16 protein-coding genes are annotated in these 17659 nt (G+C 50.8%); 7 read left to right on the forward strand and 9 right to left on the reverse strand.

The features are described 5' to 3' along the window. Nucleotides 1-18 precede the first annotated feature (18 nt). The 5 genes from ACT53C_RS05405 (at nt 19) to ACT53C_RS05425 (ending at nt 4728) form a co-directional block, all read left to right on the forward strand. The gene (locus ACT53C_RS05405) at nt 19-1953 is read left to right on the forward strand and encodes a peptidase U32 family protein (RefSeq protein WP_476145189.1); all 1935 of its coding nucleotides are present in this window, start codon (nt 19-21) and stop codon (nt 1951-1953) included. A 47-nt stretch (nt 1954-2000) separates the two neighbouring features. Next, complete coding sequence (locus ACT53C_RS05410; RefSeq protein WP_379073488.1) at nt 2001-2642, forward strand: YchE family NAAT transporter; 642 nt, start codon at nt 2001-2003, stop codon at nt 2640-2642. Nucleotides 2643-2757: 115 nt separating this feature from the next. Beyond that, nucleotides 2758-3213: an NUDIX hydrolase gene (locus ACT53C_RS05415; protein WP_379073765.1), complete on the forward strand. Its 456-nt coding sequence runs from the start codon at nt 2758-2760 to the stop codon at nt 3211-3213. Beyond that, nucleotides 3210-4304, forward strand: coding sequence for a tRNA 2-thiouridine(34) synthase MnmA (mnmA, locus tag ACT53C_RS05420; protein WP_313985930.1), 1095 nt, complete (start codon nt 3210-3212; stop codon nt 4302-4304). The genes ACT53C_RS05415 and mnmA overlap by 4 nt, the downstream gene beginning before the upstream one ends. 94 nt (nt 4305-4398) lie before the next feature. Continuing rightward, complete coding sequence (locus ACT53C_RS05425) at nt 4399-4728, forward strand: hypothetical protein (protein ID WP_194749265.1); 330 nt, start codon at nt 4399-4401, stop codon at nt 4726-4728. A gap of 33 nt (nt 4729-4761) precedes the next feature. On the opposite strand, the gene ACT53C_RS05430 is transcribed toward ACT53C_RS05425, so the two are convergent. The 4 genes from ACT53C_RS05430 to ACT53C_RS05445 form a co-directional block, all read right to left on the reverse strand. Further along, nucleotides 4762-6960, reverse strand: a complete 2199-nt coding sequence (locus ACT53C_RS05430; RefSeq protein ID WP_476145190.1) for a TonB-dependent receptor domain-containing protein — start codon at nt 6958-6960, stop codon at nt 4762-4764. A 250-nt stretch (nt 6961-7210) separates the two neighbouring features. Then, nucleotides 7211-7867, reverse strand: coding sequence for a PEP-CTERM sorting domain-containing protein (locus ACT53C_RS05435; RefSeq protein WP_476145191.1), 657 nt, complete (start codon nt 7865-7867; stop codon nt 7211-7213). A 176-nt stretch (nt 7868-8043) separates the two neighbouring features. Further along, on the reverse strand, nt 8044-8241 hold the full coding sequence (locus tag ACT53C_RS05440) for a hypothetical protein (RefSeq protein ID WP_476145192.1): 198 nt from the start codon (nt 8239-8241) through the stop codon (nt 8044-8046). Between the two features lie 242 nt (nt 8242-8483). After that, the gene (locus tag ACT53C_RS05445; protein WP_275356612.1) at nt 8484-9107 is read right to left on the reverse strand and encodes a glutathione S-transferase family protein; all 624 of its coding nucleotides are present in this window, start codon (nt 9105-9107) and stop codon (nt 8484-8486) included. A 164-nt stretch (nt 9108-9271) separates the two neighbouring features. On the opposite strand from ACT53C_RS05445, the gene nadC reads away from it, so the two are divergent. Both nadC and tfpB read left to right on the forward strand, forming a co-directional pair. Further along, nucleotides 9272-10141 (forward strand): carboxylating nicotinate-nucleotide diphosphorylase, encoded by an 870-nt coding sequence (gene nadC, locus ACT53C_RS05450; protein WP_476145193.1) that lies wholly within the window; start codon nt 9272-9274, stop codon nt 10139-10141. Between the two features lie 631 nt (nt 10142-10772). After that, nucleotides 10773-12563, forward strand: a complete 1791-nt coding sequence (gene tfpB, locus ACT53C_RS05455) for a type IV pilus assembly ATPase TfpB (protein ID WP_476145194.1) — start codon at nt 10773-10775, stop codon at nt 12561-12563. Between the two features lie 15 nt (nt 12564-12578). Here tfpB and ACT53C_RS05460 read toward each other — a convergent pair whose 3' ends face one another. From ACT53C_RS05460 to ACT53C_RS05480, 5 genes are read right to left on the reverse strand one after another with little or no spacing between them, the layout of a single operon-like run. Continuing rightward, nucleotides 12579-13094: a cytochrome b/b6 domain-containing protein gene (locus ACT53C_RS05460; RefSeq protein WP_476145195.1), complete on the reverse strand. Its 516-nt coding sequence runs from the start codon at nt 13092-13094 to the stop codon at nt 12579-12581. A 26-nt stretch (nt 13095-13120) separates the two neighbouring features. Further along, nucleotides 13121-13399: a PepSY domain-containing protein gene (locus ACT53C_RS05465; RefSeq protein WP_476145196.1), complete on the reverse strand. Its 279-nt coding sequence runs from the start codon at nt 13397-13399 to the stop codon at nt 13121-13123. Nucleotides 13400-13412: 13 nt separating this feature from the next. Then, nucleotides 13413-14459: an alpha-hydroxy acid oxidase gene (locus tag ACT53C_RS05470; RefSeq protein WP_476145197.1), complete on the reverse strand. Its 1047-nt coding sequence runs from the start codon at nt 14457-14459 to the stop codon at nt 13413-13415. Nucleotides 14460-14463: 4 nt separating this feature from the next. After that, nucleotides 14464-15144: a Fe2+-dependent dioxygenase gene (locus tag ACT53C_RS05475; protein ID WP_275356606.1), complete on the reverse strand. Its 681-nt coding sequence runs from the start codon at nt 15142-15144 to the stop codon at nt 14464-14466. Nucleotides 15145-15152: 8 nt separating this feature from the next. Beyond that, entirely contained in the window at nt 15153-17396 is a 2244-nt protein-coding gene (locus ACT53C_RS05480) for a TonB-dependent receptor (protein ID WP_476145198.1), read from the reverse strand. Between the last annotated feature and the right edge of the window lie 263 nt (nt 17397-17659).

Here is a 17659-nt window from a genome sequence, read left to right on the forward strand (position 1 = left end):
TCAAGTTCTTACCTCTGCATGCAAAAAACCCGCAAACATCTCGAACTGCTCGCCCCGGCCAAAAATGCCGATTTCGGTATTGAAGCCATTAACCATGGTGCCGATGCCGTGTATATCGGTGGCCCGGCCTTTGGCGCGCGTGCCAAAGCACCAAATACCGTTCAGGATATTGCCAGGTTAGTGCAGCATGCGCATCGCTTTCATGCTGAGGTATTTGTCGCCTTAAATACCATTTTTCATGATAACGAACTCGAAGGTGTTCGCCAGTTGGTGCATCAGCTATACGACAGCGGTGTCGATGCGCTGATCGTGCAGGATATGGGTTTACTAGAACTCGACTTGCCACCGATCCAACTACATGCCAGTACACAAACCGATATCCGTACCGTTGAAAAAGCACAGTTTCTGGATCAAGTCGGCTTTAGCCAGATCGTACTGGCACGCGAACTGGATATTGCCACGGTGAAGAAAATTGCCGATGCCACCGCTGCCAACCTGGAATATTTTATTCACGGCGCACTTTGCGTCGCGTTTAGTGGCCAGTGTTTTATCAGCCACGCGCATACCGGCCGCAGTGCTAACCGTGGGGAATGCTCACAAGAGTGCCGCTTGCCTTACACACTGGAAGACCAGAAAGGTCGCATTATCGGCAAAGACAAACATTACCTGTCGATGAAAGACAATGATCAGAGCGCCAACTTACGCGCCCTGATCGCCGCCGGTGTCAGCAGCTTTAAAATTGAGGGCCGCTACAAAGACTTGCCATATGTAAAAAATGCCACTGCGCATTACCGCCAACTGCTTGATGAAATTCTGAAAGAAATGCCGGAATACGCGAAGTCTTCCGCCGGACATGCCACCTACACATTTACCCCGCAACCGGAAAAAACCTTTAACCGCAGTTCCACCGATTATTTCGCCAATGGCCGCCAGGCCGATATCGGCGCGTTTGATACACCCAAATTTGCCGGCGAAGAACTGGGTAAAGTGCGTAAGGTGGGTAAAGATTTTATTGATGTGGCGACCGACATAGAACTTCACAACGGTGACGGTGTATGCTTTTTTGATGTACACAAAGAACTGGTTGGCCTGCGCGTAAACACGGTGCAAGCGCTGGATAAATACACCTACCGCCTGTTTCCAAACGAAATGCCAGCGGATATTCGCAACAACACGCAGCTTTACCGCAACCGAGACCATGCCTTTATGCGTTTGCTGGAAAAAGATTCAGCCTCGCGCAAAATTGCGATTGATGCTGCCTTTTACGAAACGCCTGATGGCTTTGCCTTAACACTCACCGATGAACAAGGCTTCAGCGCGACCTCCCAATGCAGTGCAGAAAAACAATTGGCCAATGATGTCGAAAAAGCGGAAACCAGCTTGCGTGAAAACCTGGCAAAACTAGGCAATACCGATTTTATTGCCAGAGATATAGGTCTCGAGCTGACCCAGCCCTGGTTTTTACCAGCGTCCACAGTCAATCAACTGCGCCGTGATGCCGTTGAGCAACTGGTCGATATCAGAACACTAGCTTACGAGCGTCCACTATTGCGTGCAGCAGCCGAACCACCCGCCATTTATCCGCAAGATAGCCTGAGTTATTTAGCCAACGTCTATAACCAGAAAGCACGCGACTTTTATCACAAGCATGGCGTCAAACTCATCGCCAGCGCTTATGAGGCCAATGAAGAGCTAGATGAAGTACCGGTGATGATTACCAAGCACTGTCTGCGTTTTAGCCACGGCCTATGCCCCAAAGAAGCCAAAGGCGTCATCGGTGTACAAGGCACGGTGACGGCTGAGCCCATGACGCTGATCAGTGGTAACGACAGATACACGCTGAAATTCGACTGCAAACCTTGCGAAATGCATGTGATGGGCAAAGTGCGCAAACACATCTTGCAAATGCCACCACCACAACCGATTGCATTTTTCGATAAACGCCCGGCATAAGTCCGCCTACCACGCAACCAGCCGCACGATTGGGAGTCTGAAACAGCATGACCGAATACGCATATCTGCTCAAAGTCGCCATCGCCCTGATCGCCATCGTTAACCCCATCGGCTGCCTGCCTATTTTTATCAGCGCCACAAGTGGCTGGAGCAAAGCTGAGCGAGCACGTACCGCTCGTACAGTGGCTATCACCGTAATGATAGTCTTATGCGTCTCCGCCTTTATCGGTGACAAAATTCTCGACTTTTTTGGCATCACCATCCCCTCATTCCAGGTGGGAGGCGGTATTTTATTACTGCTAATTTCTATCTCCATGATGCATGGCAAACAGAGTGCTACGCGCCAAACTCCCGAAGAAGCTCATGACATGGCTGAGCGTGAAGTTATCGCCATTGTACCGCTCAGCATTCCATTATTAGCTGGCCCAGGTGCCATCTCGAGCATGATCCTGACTGCGCAACAGCACCCCGGCTTTTGGGGGCACCTTAGCCTGGTGGTTCCGATTGCGCTGATTTCGTTGTTCATCTGGGGCCTGTTACAACTCGCAGATGGCATTACGCACTACTTGGGTAAAACCGGTATCAATATTGTCACCCGCCTGATGGGTTTGATTCTGGCCGCCATGGCTGTTGAGTTTATTGCGCATGGCTTGTCTGGCCTGTTTCCACAACTGATCACTGCCGCATAGTGCCAAGGCGGGGTAAATTAAGCCTCCCCCAATCAATCACTTAGCGGTAAAATAGCGTTTTTAACGAAACCCGCAAATCTTGAATTCCACCGTTTCAAATCCATCCAAATCTTCCCTGCAGTGGAAACCTAACGTCACCGTTGCAGCCATCATTGAAAAAGATGGCAAATTTTTGCTGGTAGAAGAAACCACAGACCGCGGTAACAGGTTTAACCAGCCGGCTGGGCATCTGGAAGAAGGTGAAACGATTATTGCAGCTGCGATTCGTGAGACGCTGGAAGAGACGGCTTATGATTTCACCCCTGAGGCACTGGTGGGCATTTACCACTGGCAGCATCCGCTCAATGGCATTACCTACTTGCGTTTTGCCTTTACCGGCAAATTGGGTGCACATTATCCGGAGCAAGCATTAGACGATGGCATTATTCGCACCGTATGGAAAACTGAAGCCGAGATTGCGGCCGAAGGCGAGTTGATGCGCAGCCCGCAAGTGCTGTTGTGTGTGCAGGATTACCTGGCGGGTAAACGTTATTCTTTAGACATTTTGAAGCATTTGGGCCAAGCATTATGAGTAAGCCACATGTGATCGTCGGGTTGTCCGGCGGCGTTGATTCCTCCGTGACCGCTTTGTTGTTGAAACAGCAAGGCTATGAGGTCACCGGTTTATTCATGAAGAACTGGGAAGACGATGATACGGATGAGTATTGCTCTTCTCGCCAGGACCTGATTGATGCGGTTTCTGCGGCCGATAGAATTGGTATTGACATTGAAACCGTGAATTTTAGCGCCGAGTATAAAGAGCGAGTGTTCGCTAACTTTTTACAGGAGTATCAGGCGGGCCGTACGCCTAACCCGGATATTTTGTGTAACGCCGAGATCAAGTTCAAGGCGTTTTTGGACCATGCCATGGGTATGGGCGCAGACTTAATCGCCACGGGACATTATGCTCAAGTGCGTGAAAACCCGATCCAGCCAGGCAATTTTCAACTGCTTAAAGCCGATGATGGCAGCAAAGACCAGAGTTACTTTTTGTCACGCCTGAATCAGGCGCAGTTGTCAAAAACGCTGTTTCCGTTAGGCAAATACCTCAAGCGTGAAGTACGCGAAATCGCGCGTGAACATGGCCTGGCCAATGCCGAGAAAAAGGATTCAACTGGTATCTGCTTTATTGGCGAGCGGCCGTTTCAGGAGTTTTTACAGCGCTACCTGCCGCGTCATCCTGGCGTGATGCGTACACCCGAAGGCAAAGTGGTTGGCGAGCATGAAGGCTTGATGTATTACACCATTGGTCAGCGCCAGGGGCTTAAGATAGGCGGCAGCCGTGAAAGCAATGGCGAGCCGTGGTTTGTCGCCGCCAAGCATATGGCCGATAACGAGCTGATTGTGGTACAAGGGCATGATCACCCGCTTCTGAAATCCGACGGGCTGAAAGCAGGACAACTGCACTGGATTAGTGGCGAAGAGCCGCGTACCAACTGGGTATATGCGGCGAAAACCCGTTATCGCCAGCCGGATGCACCTTGCGAGGTCGATGCGGTGAATGCAGAAGAAGCGACCATTCGCTTTGGTCAGCATCAATGGGCCATCACACCGGGGCAAAGTGTGGTCGTTTACGAAAGCAACGTCTGTCTGGGCGGCGGCATCATCACGGGTGCGCTTTAACCCGGGTTGAGATCGCAAGCGCGAGGCATGGTTATTGCTTTTGTTTACACCATTTAATCAAAATACACTGCCAAGTGACAAGGAATGACACCTGATGGCCTACGTCTTAAAAAATAACCAAGGTGCGATTATTGCGGCCAGCCCAGATACGCAAGTGGCTGCGGACTGGGTGGAAATAGATAATACTGACACAGAGTATTTGTGTTTTCTGGATGACGAACTCAAAAGGCACCACACCTTCCGTGAGAGTGACATTCAGCTCGCGCGCGTGCTTGAAGACCTGATTGGCATTTTGATTGAGCGTAACCTGATCAGCTTTACCGACTTCCCGAGCCCCGCACAAAAACGCTTGAACGAGCGTCAAACCTTGCGTCACAAAAACAAGCTGCATTTGCTGGGCGATGACGATTTGGGCCCACTCTAGCAGCAGTCGTCAACCGCCAATGTCCCATCTTGGCTAGTAGTTCAGCTCAACCTGAAATTTCACATTCCGGCCCGGGCCGTACATACCCAGGCCGCCCATGGTGCCATCCAGGCGATACAGCGTATTTTTGAGATTTTCGCCGATCAGTCGTAACGTCACATGTTTGCTCGCCTGCCAGCGGGCACCTGCATTCCACATTGCATAGCCGTCCTGCGTCCCAAACCGGTAAGGGCTGGCGGTGGTGCCATCCCCACTTAACAGGATATCCCGGTCAGAAACCTTGCGGTAACTGAGGTTCAGATCGACTGCCTCTGAGAACACGGCACCCAGCTGCACATTGAAGGCATTGCCTGGCGCGGTATACAACGGCGCACTGACCAGCCCGGTATTAATCCCACCATTGATTCTGGAATACGCACTACGCAGATACCACCCGCGATATTGCAGAAAGCTTTCAACCTCAACCCCGTTTCTGCGCTCCCAACCATCTTGCGCAAGATTGCCATTGGCATCTTCACGCAATGAGGTCAGCAAATGCGAGGTATAGGTGTGATAAAAATTCAGCTTGCCTGAAAACCAGATAGTGCTATTGAACAAGTGCGGTGTTTGATAACTCACCCCGGCCTCGGTGGTTTCAGAGCGCTGCGGCACATACAAATCCCCACAAATCTGCGACTTCGGCCCCTTGGTTGTCATGACTTGCGCACGACAACGGCTGAACGGCCCCTGCGTAAAATATTCATCAATCAGGGGCGGCCTGAAGCCTTGCCCGTAATTGCTGTAAAAGGTTAGTTTGTCGGGGTTTTGTTTGGCTAAGGTATCATAGGCCAGGCCCAGACTCCAGGTCTCTTGTTTGAATTTGATGGTGCTTGCCTGGCCATAGGGAGCGAGCAAGGCCAAAGTCCCTCCATCAGCCTCTACTTGATAACGGTCCTGGCGATAGCCCGGGATCACTGAAAATGCGCCGAACTCAAACTTTGGTTGCACATAAACGGCATGAAATGACTTGCGCCCTGGCGGCGCTGAGGCATTAAAGCCATCGGGATAAAGCGCTTGTAACGCGGTCTTCCGATTGTCGAAGAAGCGTGTAATTTCACGTTCGCTGGCGTTGTATTGATAGCCCGTCAGTAACGAAACAGACCATAGATCTTTCTCAGCAAAGATTGCCCGGTTGCTCAGGTCTACGGTGTTTGTTTTATATTCATACGTATCCGTCAAATTGCCGCGGCAAGTCGTGGTATCCGCGGGATTTGTCGTATTGATGACACCCTGACACTGCCTTTGCAAGGCATTAAACGTGGAGTTGAACGGCGCACCTTGCCCAATCAGGTCTTGCAAATGCGTATGCCCGGCGCCGATAGTGCCCTTAAAGTTGATCCACGGGTGTTGAGGATCGTAGTTCACTGTCTCTGACCAGGTGAGATCATCCACCGAACGCACCACATTGCCAAAGAAACCGGGTTGCCCGCCTGTCGCATCATAAGGTTGCAGCCCGGTATCCTCAAACTTCACCACCGAGGTCACCAACTGCAAGTCTTCGGTTGGAAACACACTGACCTTGAGCAACTGTGAAATAGATTCAATCGCAGAACTTTGTAGCTTGGAGCCATCGCCCAAGGTCAAATTATTGGCCTGCCGATTGGAATAGTTATACAAAATATCCACGCGTTCATCGGGGCGCGCATACAGCAGATAGGAACGTGAATATTCATCGCTGTTATTGCCATAGCCAAACTTGGCCTTGCCGCCATAGTGTTGGCCGGGTTTTAAAAAGTCTTCAGCATTTTTAGTCGTCGCATTGACAGTGCCTCCCAATGAACCTGAGCCACTCGCAATCTGCGGCCCACGTTGTACTTCTATGCTTTTCAATAACTCAGGCTCGATAAACGTGCCGCCCATGCGGTATTTCTCAAATCCTTTGGGCACGCCATCCACTTTCACCAGCACGTCTTCATTGTCCACGTAGCCACGAATCCCAAACGTCATGCCACTCGGCCGTGGTCCGCCAGAGATAGACACCCCTGGCACGGCTCTGACCGCATCAAAAATATTGCTGGGCTGGGCACGTTGCAATTGTTCGCTGGTAATGGTGGTAACCGGCAAGGTTGGATTGATCCCAGTCTCGGGCGCTTTTTGTTTCTTTTCCTGGATGGTGACCTCAGGCAGCGTATCCACCTCCTCGGCCCCTGGCTGTTTTATCGTGGGTGCTGGAGACGCAGGGGGCGTTTGCACGTCCGTTGCCTCCACGTCTGGTATGAGCTGCTCAGCCCAGGCGGCGTGAGGCCAAAAAAAACAGGCGAGCCAACACAGCCCCACAGACAAGGTTAACCTTGCGCGAATGAAGCTTTTTTCAGGCAGGCAACTGGAGAAGATCGCAAGAGTGCGAGCCCGCTTTAAACCGGTGATGTTCATTTAACGAAAATAAGTGGGCGCGCAAGAAAGGGGCTAAACAGCCCCTTTGCCATGGTCAGCCGAATGGGAATCAGGCTTGTTTTTTTGCGTTGCGGCGCGCGACAAATGCCATCAAACCCAGTCCCAAGCCCATCAGACTAAAGGCCTCAGGCTCAGGCACCGGTGTCACAGTAGGCACGGACACTGCGGCCAATGCCAATTGATCCAAACTCATACTGGATGAATTGGCATTGAATTTAAAGGTATACAGGCTGGAAGCGGCGACATTGCTCCATTTCCAATACAACTCTTGTTCAGCAGTTGCCCCTCCCATCACGGTGCCTTGATCTTCGTTGAACTGCAACACAGAAGTCGCTGTAATGCCATTCAAGGTTGCTGAACTATTGGCCAGGGTGCCCAAGGTTGCAATACGCAGATAGACATCAAACAGGCCTGTGCTGGCACCGCTCAAGGTCGCGGTGAATGCCGTAGCGCCAGAGTAACTATAAATATTGCCCCCGCCAGTGATAAAAGCACCGCCTGTGGTTTCTTGCACAGAAGCGGTGATCCCGGCAGTCACAGCGACATCTGGTGTATTATCATTGGTGCTGTTAAAGATGTTCCACTCAGCATAACTCGCTGGTGTCAGACTCCCCCAGGGATTGGCGGTGTCCCATACTGCCTGGGTCGCAAACGCGGAACTATTGAACAGCATGCCTAAGGTGAATGCCAAAGCTGAAAATTTCATGATTTATTTCTCCTCAACGAGCGCTTGTGCCCCTTCCTCTCGAAGGCCATCGCGCCATTTTTTTAAAATGAAGTCTCACGGACCCACACCGTTGAGTATTTCAATCGCCACGCTTTGCGCATGGCAATAAAATTGAAATTAAAAAATAAAAGTGATGTTGTTTTAATCACGCATGGTCAGGCGCCTTGCTTCTCCTGCCTGGACTCAAAATCAACCACATAGCGGTACTGCTTGCCGCAATCAATAATGACTTCTTTCTGTCCCCGCTTGAGCAGGCGTATATCCACTTTGATGCTACCGAAGCCATCATGAGCGATGAGCTCATCCAGCAGTTCTAGCAATCTTTTTTTGACGGATGCATTCATTGCCTGCATAGCATGTATTGATCATGTTTTTGAGTATTCTTAAATGATAACAATTATCATTTAGTTTTGCAACGTAAAAATACGATCGGTGATTAAGCTTAAGTGGATAGATGCAGTGAGGCCAAAAGGCAGAATGAAAAAGAAGGCAGACAAGGGGGAAGCGCCGCATCACAAGGAACGGCTGAAGATCAACTGGAGAAAATCAAGACAGCATCCCGACAGCTTAGGACGGAATGCTGAGATAAGGTGCCTTAAGGCTGTGGCATGGTTTGCTTGAAGCTGGGACGCTTTACCAGCACCCCGTAATGTTTGGCCAGATTAGGAAACTTCTCTTGCCAGTATTTGCCTTCCCATTGCACATTTTTAAAACGCAAGTCTATGTAGCCCAGCGCGGTGCCCAGGGCAATGTCTGCCAGACTGAACGTTTCGTTGACACACCACTTTTTCTTTAGCAAGTCGTTATCAAGCACGGTAAGGCCAGCCGTCACCTTGGCAAATTGCTTTTCTATCCATGGTGCAGACTGCTGCACCTCTGGCTTGCGTTGTTCCAAGATCACCGCCACGGCAGCATCACACACACCATCGGCAAGTGACTCCCAGCGACGGACCTTGATTTTGGCTGAGTGGTCTTGCGGAATCAGGTGGGCCACCGGCGTGCGATGATCCAGATACTCGACAATCACGCGTGAATCATACAAGGCATCGCCATCATCCAGCACCAGCACAGGAACCTTACCCAACGGGTTGTGCTGGCTCACGGGACAATCCGGCGCAGACAGCACGACCTCCGTCAAAGTCAGGTCAATATGTTTTTCAATGGCGACGATACGCACTTTACGTGCATAGGGACTGTTAACCGTATATAAAAGCTGCATAGTGTGATGTGAGCCGGATTGAAGAGTACTTTTACCGAAAAAATACCCCATGACGCAATACGATGGTACAAAACTCGCTGGTCTTGGGGTGCTTTTATTATAATAGCTTTTGCCATGGGCTTAGAACGCTCATCTGCATAAATTTTAAATTGACTGAGCTGCTCATGACCACTGCATCACTTTACCAACACTTGCCCGACTACTTAAATGCCGATCTGATAGCGGCGCAAGTGCAATCGGCCCTGGCAGAAGACCTGGGCAAAGGCGACCTGACCGCTGCACTGATCCCTGCCGGCACCCAGGCCCGCGCGACCATTATCAGCCGTGAGGCTGCCATTCTCTGCGGCTGCGCCTGGGCGCAACAGTGCTTTGCGCAGTTGGATCGCAGCATCCAGCTCGAATGGCTGGTAAAAGACGGTGACCGCGTCGTCCCCAATCAAGCGCTGGTCCATATTCATGGCGACGCACGCGCCATGCTCAGTGCCGAACGCCCGGCCCTCAATTTTTTGCAAACGCTTTCTGCCGTAGCCACACATACCCGCCGCTATGTGGACGCCATTGTCGGTTTGCCAGCGCAAATCCTCGATACACGTAAAACCCTGCCTGGCATGCGCCTGGCACAAAAATATGCCGTGCTCGCTGGCGGTGGCGCCAACCAACGGCTGGCCTTGTACGACGGTATCCTGATCAAAGAAAACCATATCGCCGCCGCAGGCTCGATTGCCGCCGTGCTTGACGCCGCCTTCGCCATGCGCAGCACGGATAATATCCAGATCGAAGTGGAAACACTGGATGAATTGCAGCAAGCGCTAGATGCCGGCGCCACCAGTATCTTGCTCGATAATTTCACGCTGGAAGACCTGCGTAAAGCTGTCGCAATCAATCAAAAGCAAGCCTTGCTGGAAGCATCGGGCAATGTGGATTTAACGACGGTTAGAGCGATTGCGGAAACAGGCGTAGACCGGATTTCGATTGGCGCACTGACTAAAAATATTCAGGCGGTGGATTTGAGTATGCGGATACAGATGAAGTGATAGAACATCCGCGCAGACGATTTAAATAACGCAGTAAAAAGTTATTGTTTGACGAGTATTGCTGTAGCAATCCGATGCTTAGACCTTTTATAGCCTCAGCTTACTGGCTCAAGCGAGTAACTTTATTATTTACTTGCTCGAACAAATAGATTTAAACCTGAAACATGAGCTGGTTTGAATAGCGATTTGTTTCGCCTTTACGGCGACCATTCTTTCTTATGCTTGTCCATAATAAAGAAGGCAAAGAACAAGACACCCCAGCTTCCGCTTCTTTCCTATGCTACTCGGTTTGCCGGGCGGCCATCGAAACTCGCCCTAGCGGCTTGCACAAAACGCAAGGGAGCCGAAGGCCGTGATGGCTGGGTATCCTCCTCTTTGGCTACGGCCGCCACGAGTTGGCTTAACCTGAAGGTTAGCCTACGCCGCAACGCTTCGTTAGTTTTGGTTACTTTCCGGGGGACAAGCACCAGAAAGTAACTCGCCGAGAGGCGAAAAAAATCTACTTTCATCATAAAACACATAAAAAAATCTTACCTAGCCATATTCTAAATCTATCCAATGTGACCATTTCTGCCACCTCCTGATGGCATGACTCTTGCATCATTTGCAGCTAGTCTAGCCAGCATGTGACATGAATAGTCCAATCCCCGTTTCCTCGCCCAAAACCATAGAGAGCCTGCGACTCTCGGATTTGTTACGCATGCTGGTTGCTCATGGGCATGCAGATAAAGTCCAGGCTGAAAAGCTTTATAAAGATCGCAAGCGGGACAGCTCCAAAATTCATCCGGTTGTGATTGTGGCCGAGCAAAAATGGCCGGATTTACAAAACCCCAATCAATTATTGACTGTAGAGGCCCTGAGCCGCTTTGTGGCAGAGCAGGCTGCAGTGCCTTATTATCAAATCGACCCCCTAAAACTGGACTTTAGTGCCGCGGCGCAAATTGTGTCGCAAGCCTATGCCGAGCGCCTGCGCATCATGCCGATTACGGTCAGGAATGGCGTAGCCACAATTGCGACGGCCGATCCGTTCCACCAGACCTGGCTGCATGATCTGGAGCGTATGCTGAAGTTGCGCATTGAAGTGGTGATGGTGAATCCGCTGGACTTGCAGCGGTATTTGCCCGAGGTGTATCAGCTTTCTGCAGCGATTCAATCTGCCAATGCCGCCAAGGCCGGGCAAATTGTCGGCGTACAAAATTTTGAACAGTTGATTGAGCTGGGCAAAGACCGCCAACTGGATGCGAATGAACAGCATGTGGTGAGCATTGTCGACTGGTTGTTTAAATATGCGTTTGAACAGCGCGCCAGCGATATCCACCTCGAACCGCGCCGCAATCTGGGCTTGATGCGCTTTCGCATCGACGGCGTCTTGCATCAGGTGTATCAGCTACCGAGCAATATCATGAATGCGATTACCAGCCGCATCAAGCTGCTGGGGCGGATGGACATGGTGGAAAAACGCCGCCCGCAGGATGGTCGTGTCAAAACCGTAGACACTGATGGCAAGGAGGTTGAATTACGCTTATCGACCATGCCGACCGCGTTTGGCGAAAAACTGGTGATGCGGATTTTCAAGCCGGACGTGCTGGTACAGGATTTTCAGTTACTCGGTTTTTCCAAGCGCCAGGGCGAGCAATGGGCGCAGTGGACACACCAGCCTAACGGCATCATTCTGGTCACCGGGCCAACCGGCTCAGGCAAAACCACCACGCTGTATACCACACTCAAGCAATTGGCGACCGATGAAGTCAATGTATGTACGGTAGAAGATCCGATTGAGATGATAGAGCCGGCCTTTAACCAGATGCAGGTGACACAGAATATCGGCCTGGGCTTTGCCGAAGGCATACGCACGCTGATGCGCCAGGACCCCGACATTATCATGGTCGGCGAGATCCGCGATCAGGAAACTGCCGATATGGCGATTCAGGCCGCACTGACCGGCCACCTGGTACTATCCACGCTGCACACCAACGATGCGCCATCGGCTGTCACGCGCTTGCTGGATTTAGGCGTGCCGGCCTACCTGATACATTCCAGCCTGCTGGGGATTATGGCGCAGCGGCTGGTGCGCACCTTGTGCCCGCATTGCAAAACAGAAGCCACCATTTCTGACGCAGAATGGGCCAGCGTTACGCGCCCGTTCAAGGCCGCCAAACCGGCAAAAACCATGAAAGCCGTGGGCTGTAAGGAGTGCCGCAACACGGGTTATCGTGGTCGTACCGGCATTTATGAGATGCTGACACTCACACCGACCTTACGCAAACTGATTACGTCTGAAACCGATTTGATCCAGCTCAGACAAGCCGCCACGCAAGCGGGGATGCAACCTTTGATGTTAAACGGTGCTGAGAAAATTGCGGCAGGCCTGACAACCGTAGACGAAGTGCTCAAGGTTGCCCCACCGATTGAAGTAGATTAAAAACGCAAGGCCCGCTTATTTGCGTAAGTGAATGCGGCCATGCCACATTTGCCGCACTAAATGCTGCTTGGACAAGCGTCCAATCCAGATCACCGCAACAATATGCAATGCAATCACGGCCATCAGTACCCAACTCAACAGCGCATGAATCACAACCGGCCCCTCTTCGCCCCAAAAGGCATCGGTGCGGCTTAACCAGCCAGTCAGCGCCAGCAAGGCAATTAGCATCCAGATGACATACACGGCCCATTGGCCTAGCGGATTGTGCCCGGCATGCACAGGCAGGGTTGCTTGACGCACATCTGCAATGTGCAAGCGGATGTCACGCAGGCCGGGCAGATGAAAGCACGCACTTGGGTATGCGCTAAAACACCCGGCCAAGATGCGGATCAAAATGATTGCCAGCACAGCGTAGCCAACCATGCGATGCAGCGCATCCGTTTCATACCAGACATGGCTCATCAGCCACAATGCCATCACCCCGGCTGCCACCAGCCAGTGACTCAGACGCACCCACCAGGGCCAAAGCATTGCGGATGGCTGCAACATCTCGCCACTTAGTCTTTCAAGCCGATGGCTTTGACGATCGCCAGGGTTTTCATGTCGAAGTAAATCTCAACCTTTTTGCCCTCTTTGTTGCGGCCATAAATTTCATAACAATTACCGTCTACTTTAAATTTTTTGATGGTATAGCCTTCTGCTTCCAGTGCTTCTTTAAGGGTATTTTCTGAAGCCCACTCCTCTTTTGGATAGGATTTGCAATCCGCCGCGGCCAACGCAGCTTGTGCATGCAGCAGGCCAATTGCCAACAAGAGTGAAAAACCAATTTTTTTCATCAAAACTTCCTTTTCATGATTCAAACAATTCTACCTGGCGCAGCTCTGCCAAATTCGAAACGCCGGTCAACGCCATGGTCATTTCCAGCTCATCGCGCAGAGTGCGGATCACTTTTGCCACGCCAATGGCGCCTTCTGCAGACAGGCCCCAGATGTAAGGGCGACCAATACAAACGGCATCGGCGCCCATCGCCAGCGCTTTAAACACATCTTGCCCGGAGCGGACACCACTATCCACCAGGATTTTGCATTGGCTACCCACGGCAGCCACGATCGTTGGCAGCACTGCCGCCACAGACGGAGTGCTATCAAGCACGCGGCCACCGTGATTGGAAATGACTACGCCGTCACAGCCGCATTCCACCGCCCGCCGGGCATCCTCTACATGCATCAGACCTTTCAGTAGCAAGGGGAGGTTCACTTGCTGCCTGAGCCAGGCCACATCCTCCCAAGTCGGCGCCTGCGTCATCCAGCCATCGAACACCGCGCTTTGGCCTGTTTGCAAGGGTCGCATCGCCAATGGCTGCGCCAGGTTGACCGCGGAAATGCCCTCGGGTAAATCGATCAAAGCTTGCTTGACTGGCGCATCGACAGTAAACACGACTGCGCTGATACCAGCTGCCACGGCTTTATGCAATAACGCTTGGGTACGTTCACGATCGCCTTGCCAATAGAGCTGAAACCAGAGCGGTTGTTGCGCCTGCGTCACAATCTCGCTCACGGCTTGACTGGCCAGACTGCTCACCATCATCTGCCCCTGCTGGGCATTGCAAGCGACAGCGGTGCCAATCTCGCCATCGGCATGAAACAAGCGCTGATAAGCCACTGGCGCCAGCAGGATGGGATGCGCCCATTGCTCGCCAAAAATGCTACACCTTGTGTTCGGTTGATGGAGGGGTTGGAGTGGACGTGGGCAAACTTTCTTGCTTTGCCAACCAGCTTCGTTGACCTGCAATTGCAACCCGTTCCCGGCATCTGACTGCAAATAATGCCAGACATCAGCGGGCAATTTGGCTTGCGCTTGCTGGGCAAAACAGGAGAGCAAAGGTAAGGACTGCATTCGCTTAGAGCGCCCACTGGCGCAACAGGTTATGGTAAATGCCGGTTAACTGCACCACTTCTGGCGTTTCCCCTTGTTGCTGTCGCAAGCGGACCAAGGCCATATCCATATCAAATAGCATGCGCCGTTGCGCGGCGTCGCGCACCATGCTCTGAATAAACATAAAGCTAGCCAAGCGCTCACCACGCGTGACCGGCGTCACCGCATGCACCGAGCTGGAAGGATAAATGACGATAGCACCCGCTTTGAGCTTGATGCGCTGATCACCAAACACATCCTGCACCACCAGCTCACCGCCTTCATATTCATCCGGGTCGTTAAAAAACAAGGTAGCTGAGACATCTGCCCGTACCCGCGCACTGCCATCCGGCATATGACGCATGGCACTATCGACGTGAAATCCATAGGCATTGGTCTCACCCGCATAACGATTCACAAAAGGCGGCAAGATTTTGTCTGGCAAAGCGGCCGAAAAAAATAAAGGATCGCGCTGCAATGCCTGCAACACGATCCTGCGGATTTGTGCCAGCAACGGGTCATCTTCGGCCAGCTGCTGGTTGTTTTTAACGCTTGCTGCCTGAATACCGGCGGTTGTGCGGCCATCCACCCATTGCGCCTGCTTCAGCAAGGCACGGATAGTATGCAGCTCTTCTTCAAGCAAAACCCCCGGTAAACTTAACAGCAAATTAACTCCTAGAACTTGTACTCAGCCGTAGCAATCGCTTGACGACGGTTACCTGGCGTCAAGAAAGCACCGTTATCATAAATCGCATCATAATAGGTTTTATCCAGCAAGTTCTTGATATTTAAACGCACCGCCCATTTGGGTTGTTCGTAGGCCACCATGGCGTCGACGCGCGCATAGCCAGGTGCAGTGTTGGGCTTGAATTGGCCATTTACAAATGCAGAGCTCGTTGTTTGGGTTGGATTATATCCATAACGATCTGATTTTGCTTCGACTCCACCACCCACTTTCCAACCATTCTGCCAGTCGTAGGTCGTCCACAAGTTAAAGGTGGTTTTTGGTGTATTACGTGCCGCTTGTCCAGCCAAACGCGGATCTGCAAATGTCGTCACACCAGTGGTACTGATATTGACAGCAGGATCAATGATGTAAGCATGCATAAATGCAACACCGGCAAACACATCCCAGTTATCAGTCATCTTGCCCGCCATCTCGAACTCAAGACCATTCGTACGGCGACGCTTAGTCAAAATAGGATTATTCCCGATCGTATTGATGTCTGTATTACGTTCCCAATCTTTGGTGGTTGTATATAGTGCAGTGCGGAAAGACAAATCTCCATCCAGAAATAGCCATTTGGACCCAACCTCTAAAGTACGGCTGCGTTCAGGTGGCTGGGTGACTGTGGTCAACTGGTAAAGATCAGCGGTAGGGCTAAAGGAGTTACTATATGTCACATAGTAATGTCTATCTGGGTTAGGCTGCCAGGACAGGCCGCTACGGTAACTGTTTTGTCCGTAATGCAAGCTAGGAGACGTGGAAGTATTATAGGTTGCATCCAGAACATCTCGCCGAATCCCGCCTAATAATGTCCAGTGCGGTATAAATTCAATACTATCCTGTACAAACGCAGCATAATTGTCCCCCGAAAACTTCGCAGGCGATGCGTTGATAGACTCAAAACCACTTGAATATGACACACCATTAGCAGCAATCGCGTTATTCAACGCATTACCCGTCTGCAGGTATGGAAGTCCTGTACTGGGATTAATCGGTTGTAATGAGTTTCTATATGAGTGTTCATGTAGATACTCAACACCACTTAATATGGAGTGCTGCATTCCAGCTAAATCAAACTTAGTAGTAAAGTCTGATTGAAGGTTATAAGTTTGATACGACTGAGTCCTTGTGACGTTACCACCAGCACTTTGATTCGCAGTTGGCAATTGCGTCGCACTTGGCGTTTTTGCCCAATATGCGCGTTCATAATCCCCATGTCTTAATTGAGTGCGCCATTGGGTGTCTTCAGTAAATTTGTGAGTAAAAATAGCGGTGGTAATATTGGTATCACTATTGTCAAAATTATTACTACTTCCGTAGAAAGTTTTATCGTCTACTTTAGCCCCAGTAATCATTGTATTAATAGGGCGCTGGTTCACAAAAGAAATGCCATAATCCTGGACATCTCGAGTTCGCAAATATTGATGGTTCAAGAAGACCTCATTTTCAGTACCTATGCCGGCCCCAAAACTTACAGCAATCCCCTGTCGGTCAAACTCCGGATGATCTCCATTTGCCGGATTTTTACGATAGGTTTCTTCATGTCGGTCCATGACATTCACCCGAATCGCGGCAGTGTCTGTCAATTTCTTATTAAAGTCGCCAGTCTCTTGATGATAAGCATAATTACCCACGCTCCCTGTCACGGTATTTTTATCATTTAATTCAGCCATTTTGGTGACCTGATTGATGACACCACCCGCCTGCCCGCGGCCAAACAACATCGCGGCAGAACCTCTTAATATATCTACTTGCTCTAAGTTAAACGTTTCACGGTTGTACTGCGCGGTATCGCGCATGTTATCCAGATAAATATCGCCAAATGTGTAAAAACCGCGCAGGTTAAAGTTATCGCCAGATCGCCCCCCTTCAGCCGCGTTCACTGACAAACCAACCACATTACGCAAGGCTTCACGCAAAGAGCCAACTTGCTGATCATGCAATAATTCCCTGGTCAGTGTCGTGACGGCCTGGGGTACATCTTGCGGATCTTGCCACGTTTTTCCGACTCGCGTTTTGGTCGCTTGATAACCCTTATTTGGCGCATCTTGAATTCGCTGGGTTTTGACCTTCACTTCGGTCATGGTCTGGGTCGCGTCAGCTGTTTTCTCGTCATCTGCCGCGATCGCAATTGCTGGAAGCGCCATCAACAGCGCCAAGGTCATTGTTTTTTTATTAAAGCCGGATGGCATGTTTTTTCCCTAATTCAATCTTGTTAAGTGAGTTGCTGGCTACTGGAAACAATACTCGTTGGCTTGCAAAATAGAATAAGCACGAATGATAACAATTCTCATTTTTACAATCAATGAAACATAGCGTGAACATTTATTTGTACAAATACAAATAATCCTCAGGCCTAAGCAAAAAACTGCCGTGACCATGCATGGGGAAAGAGTTGACGTGTAGCTGGCGGTGGCCCTTAGCACAAAGTGGGCCTAATAAGGGCTAGCGCTTT

It is taken from the genome of Methylophilus sp. DMC14 (assembly GCF_056314085.1).

Bases quoted from the DNA above. Each gene is read 5' to 3' on its own strand.
- ACT53C_RS05405 (WP_476145189.1), top strand. From the start codon at position 19: ATGCAAAAAACCCGCAAACATCTCGAACTGCTCGCCCCGGCCAAAAAT.
- ACT53C_RS05410 (WP_379073488.1), top strand. From the start codon at position 2,001: ATGACCGAATACGCATATCTGCTCAAAGTCGCCATCGCCCTGATCGCC.
- mnmA (WP_313985930.1), top strand. From the start codon at position 3,210: ATGAGTAAGCCACATGTGATCGTCGGGTTGTCCGGCGGCGTTGATTCC.
- ACT53C_RS05425 (WP_194749265.1), top strand. From the start codon at position 4,399: ATGGCCTACGTCTTAAAAAATAACCAAGGTGCGATTATTGCGGCCAGC.
- ACT53C_RS05435 (WP_476145191.1), bottom strand. From the start codon at position 7,867: ATGAAATTTTCAGCTTTGGCATTCACCTTAGGCATGCTGTTCAATAGT.
- ACT53C_RS05440 (WP_476145192.1), bottom strand. From the start codon at position 8,241: ATGCAGGCAATGAATGCATCCGTCAAAAAAAGATTGCTAGAACTGCTG.
- ACT53C_RS05445 (WP_275356612.1), bottom strand. From the start codon at position 9,107: ATGCAGCTTTTATATACGGTTAACAGTCCCTATGCACGTAAAGTGCGT.
- nadC (WP_476145193.1), top strand. From the start codon at position 9,272: ATGACCACTGCATCACTTTACCAACACTTGCCCGACTACTTAAATGCC.
- tfpB (WP_476145194.1), top strand. From the start codon at position 10,773: ATGAATAGTCCAATCCCCGTTTCCTCGCCCAAAACCATAGAGAGCCTG.
- ACT53C_RS05460 (WP_476145195.1), bottom strand. From the start codon at position 13,094: ATGCTTTGGCCCTGGTGGGTGCGTCTGAGTCACTGGCTGGTGGCAGCC.
- ACT53C_RS05465 (WP_476145196.1), bottom strand. From the start codon at position 13,399: ATGAAAAAAATTGGTTTTTCACTCTTGTTGGCAATTGGCCTGCTGCAT.
- ACT53C_RS05470 (WP_476145197.1), bottom strand. From the start codon at position 14,459: ATGCAGTCCTTACCTTTGCTCTCCTGTTTTGCCCAGCAAGCGCAAGCC.
- ACT53C_RS05480 (WP_476145198.1), bottom strand. From the start codon at position 17,396: ATGCCATCCGGCTTTAATAAAAAAACAATGACCTTGGCGCTGTTGATG.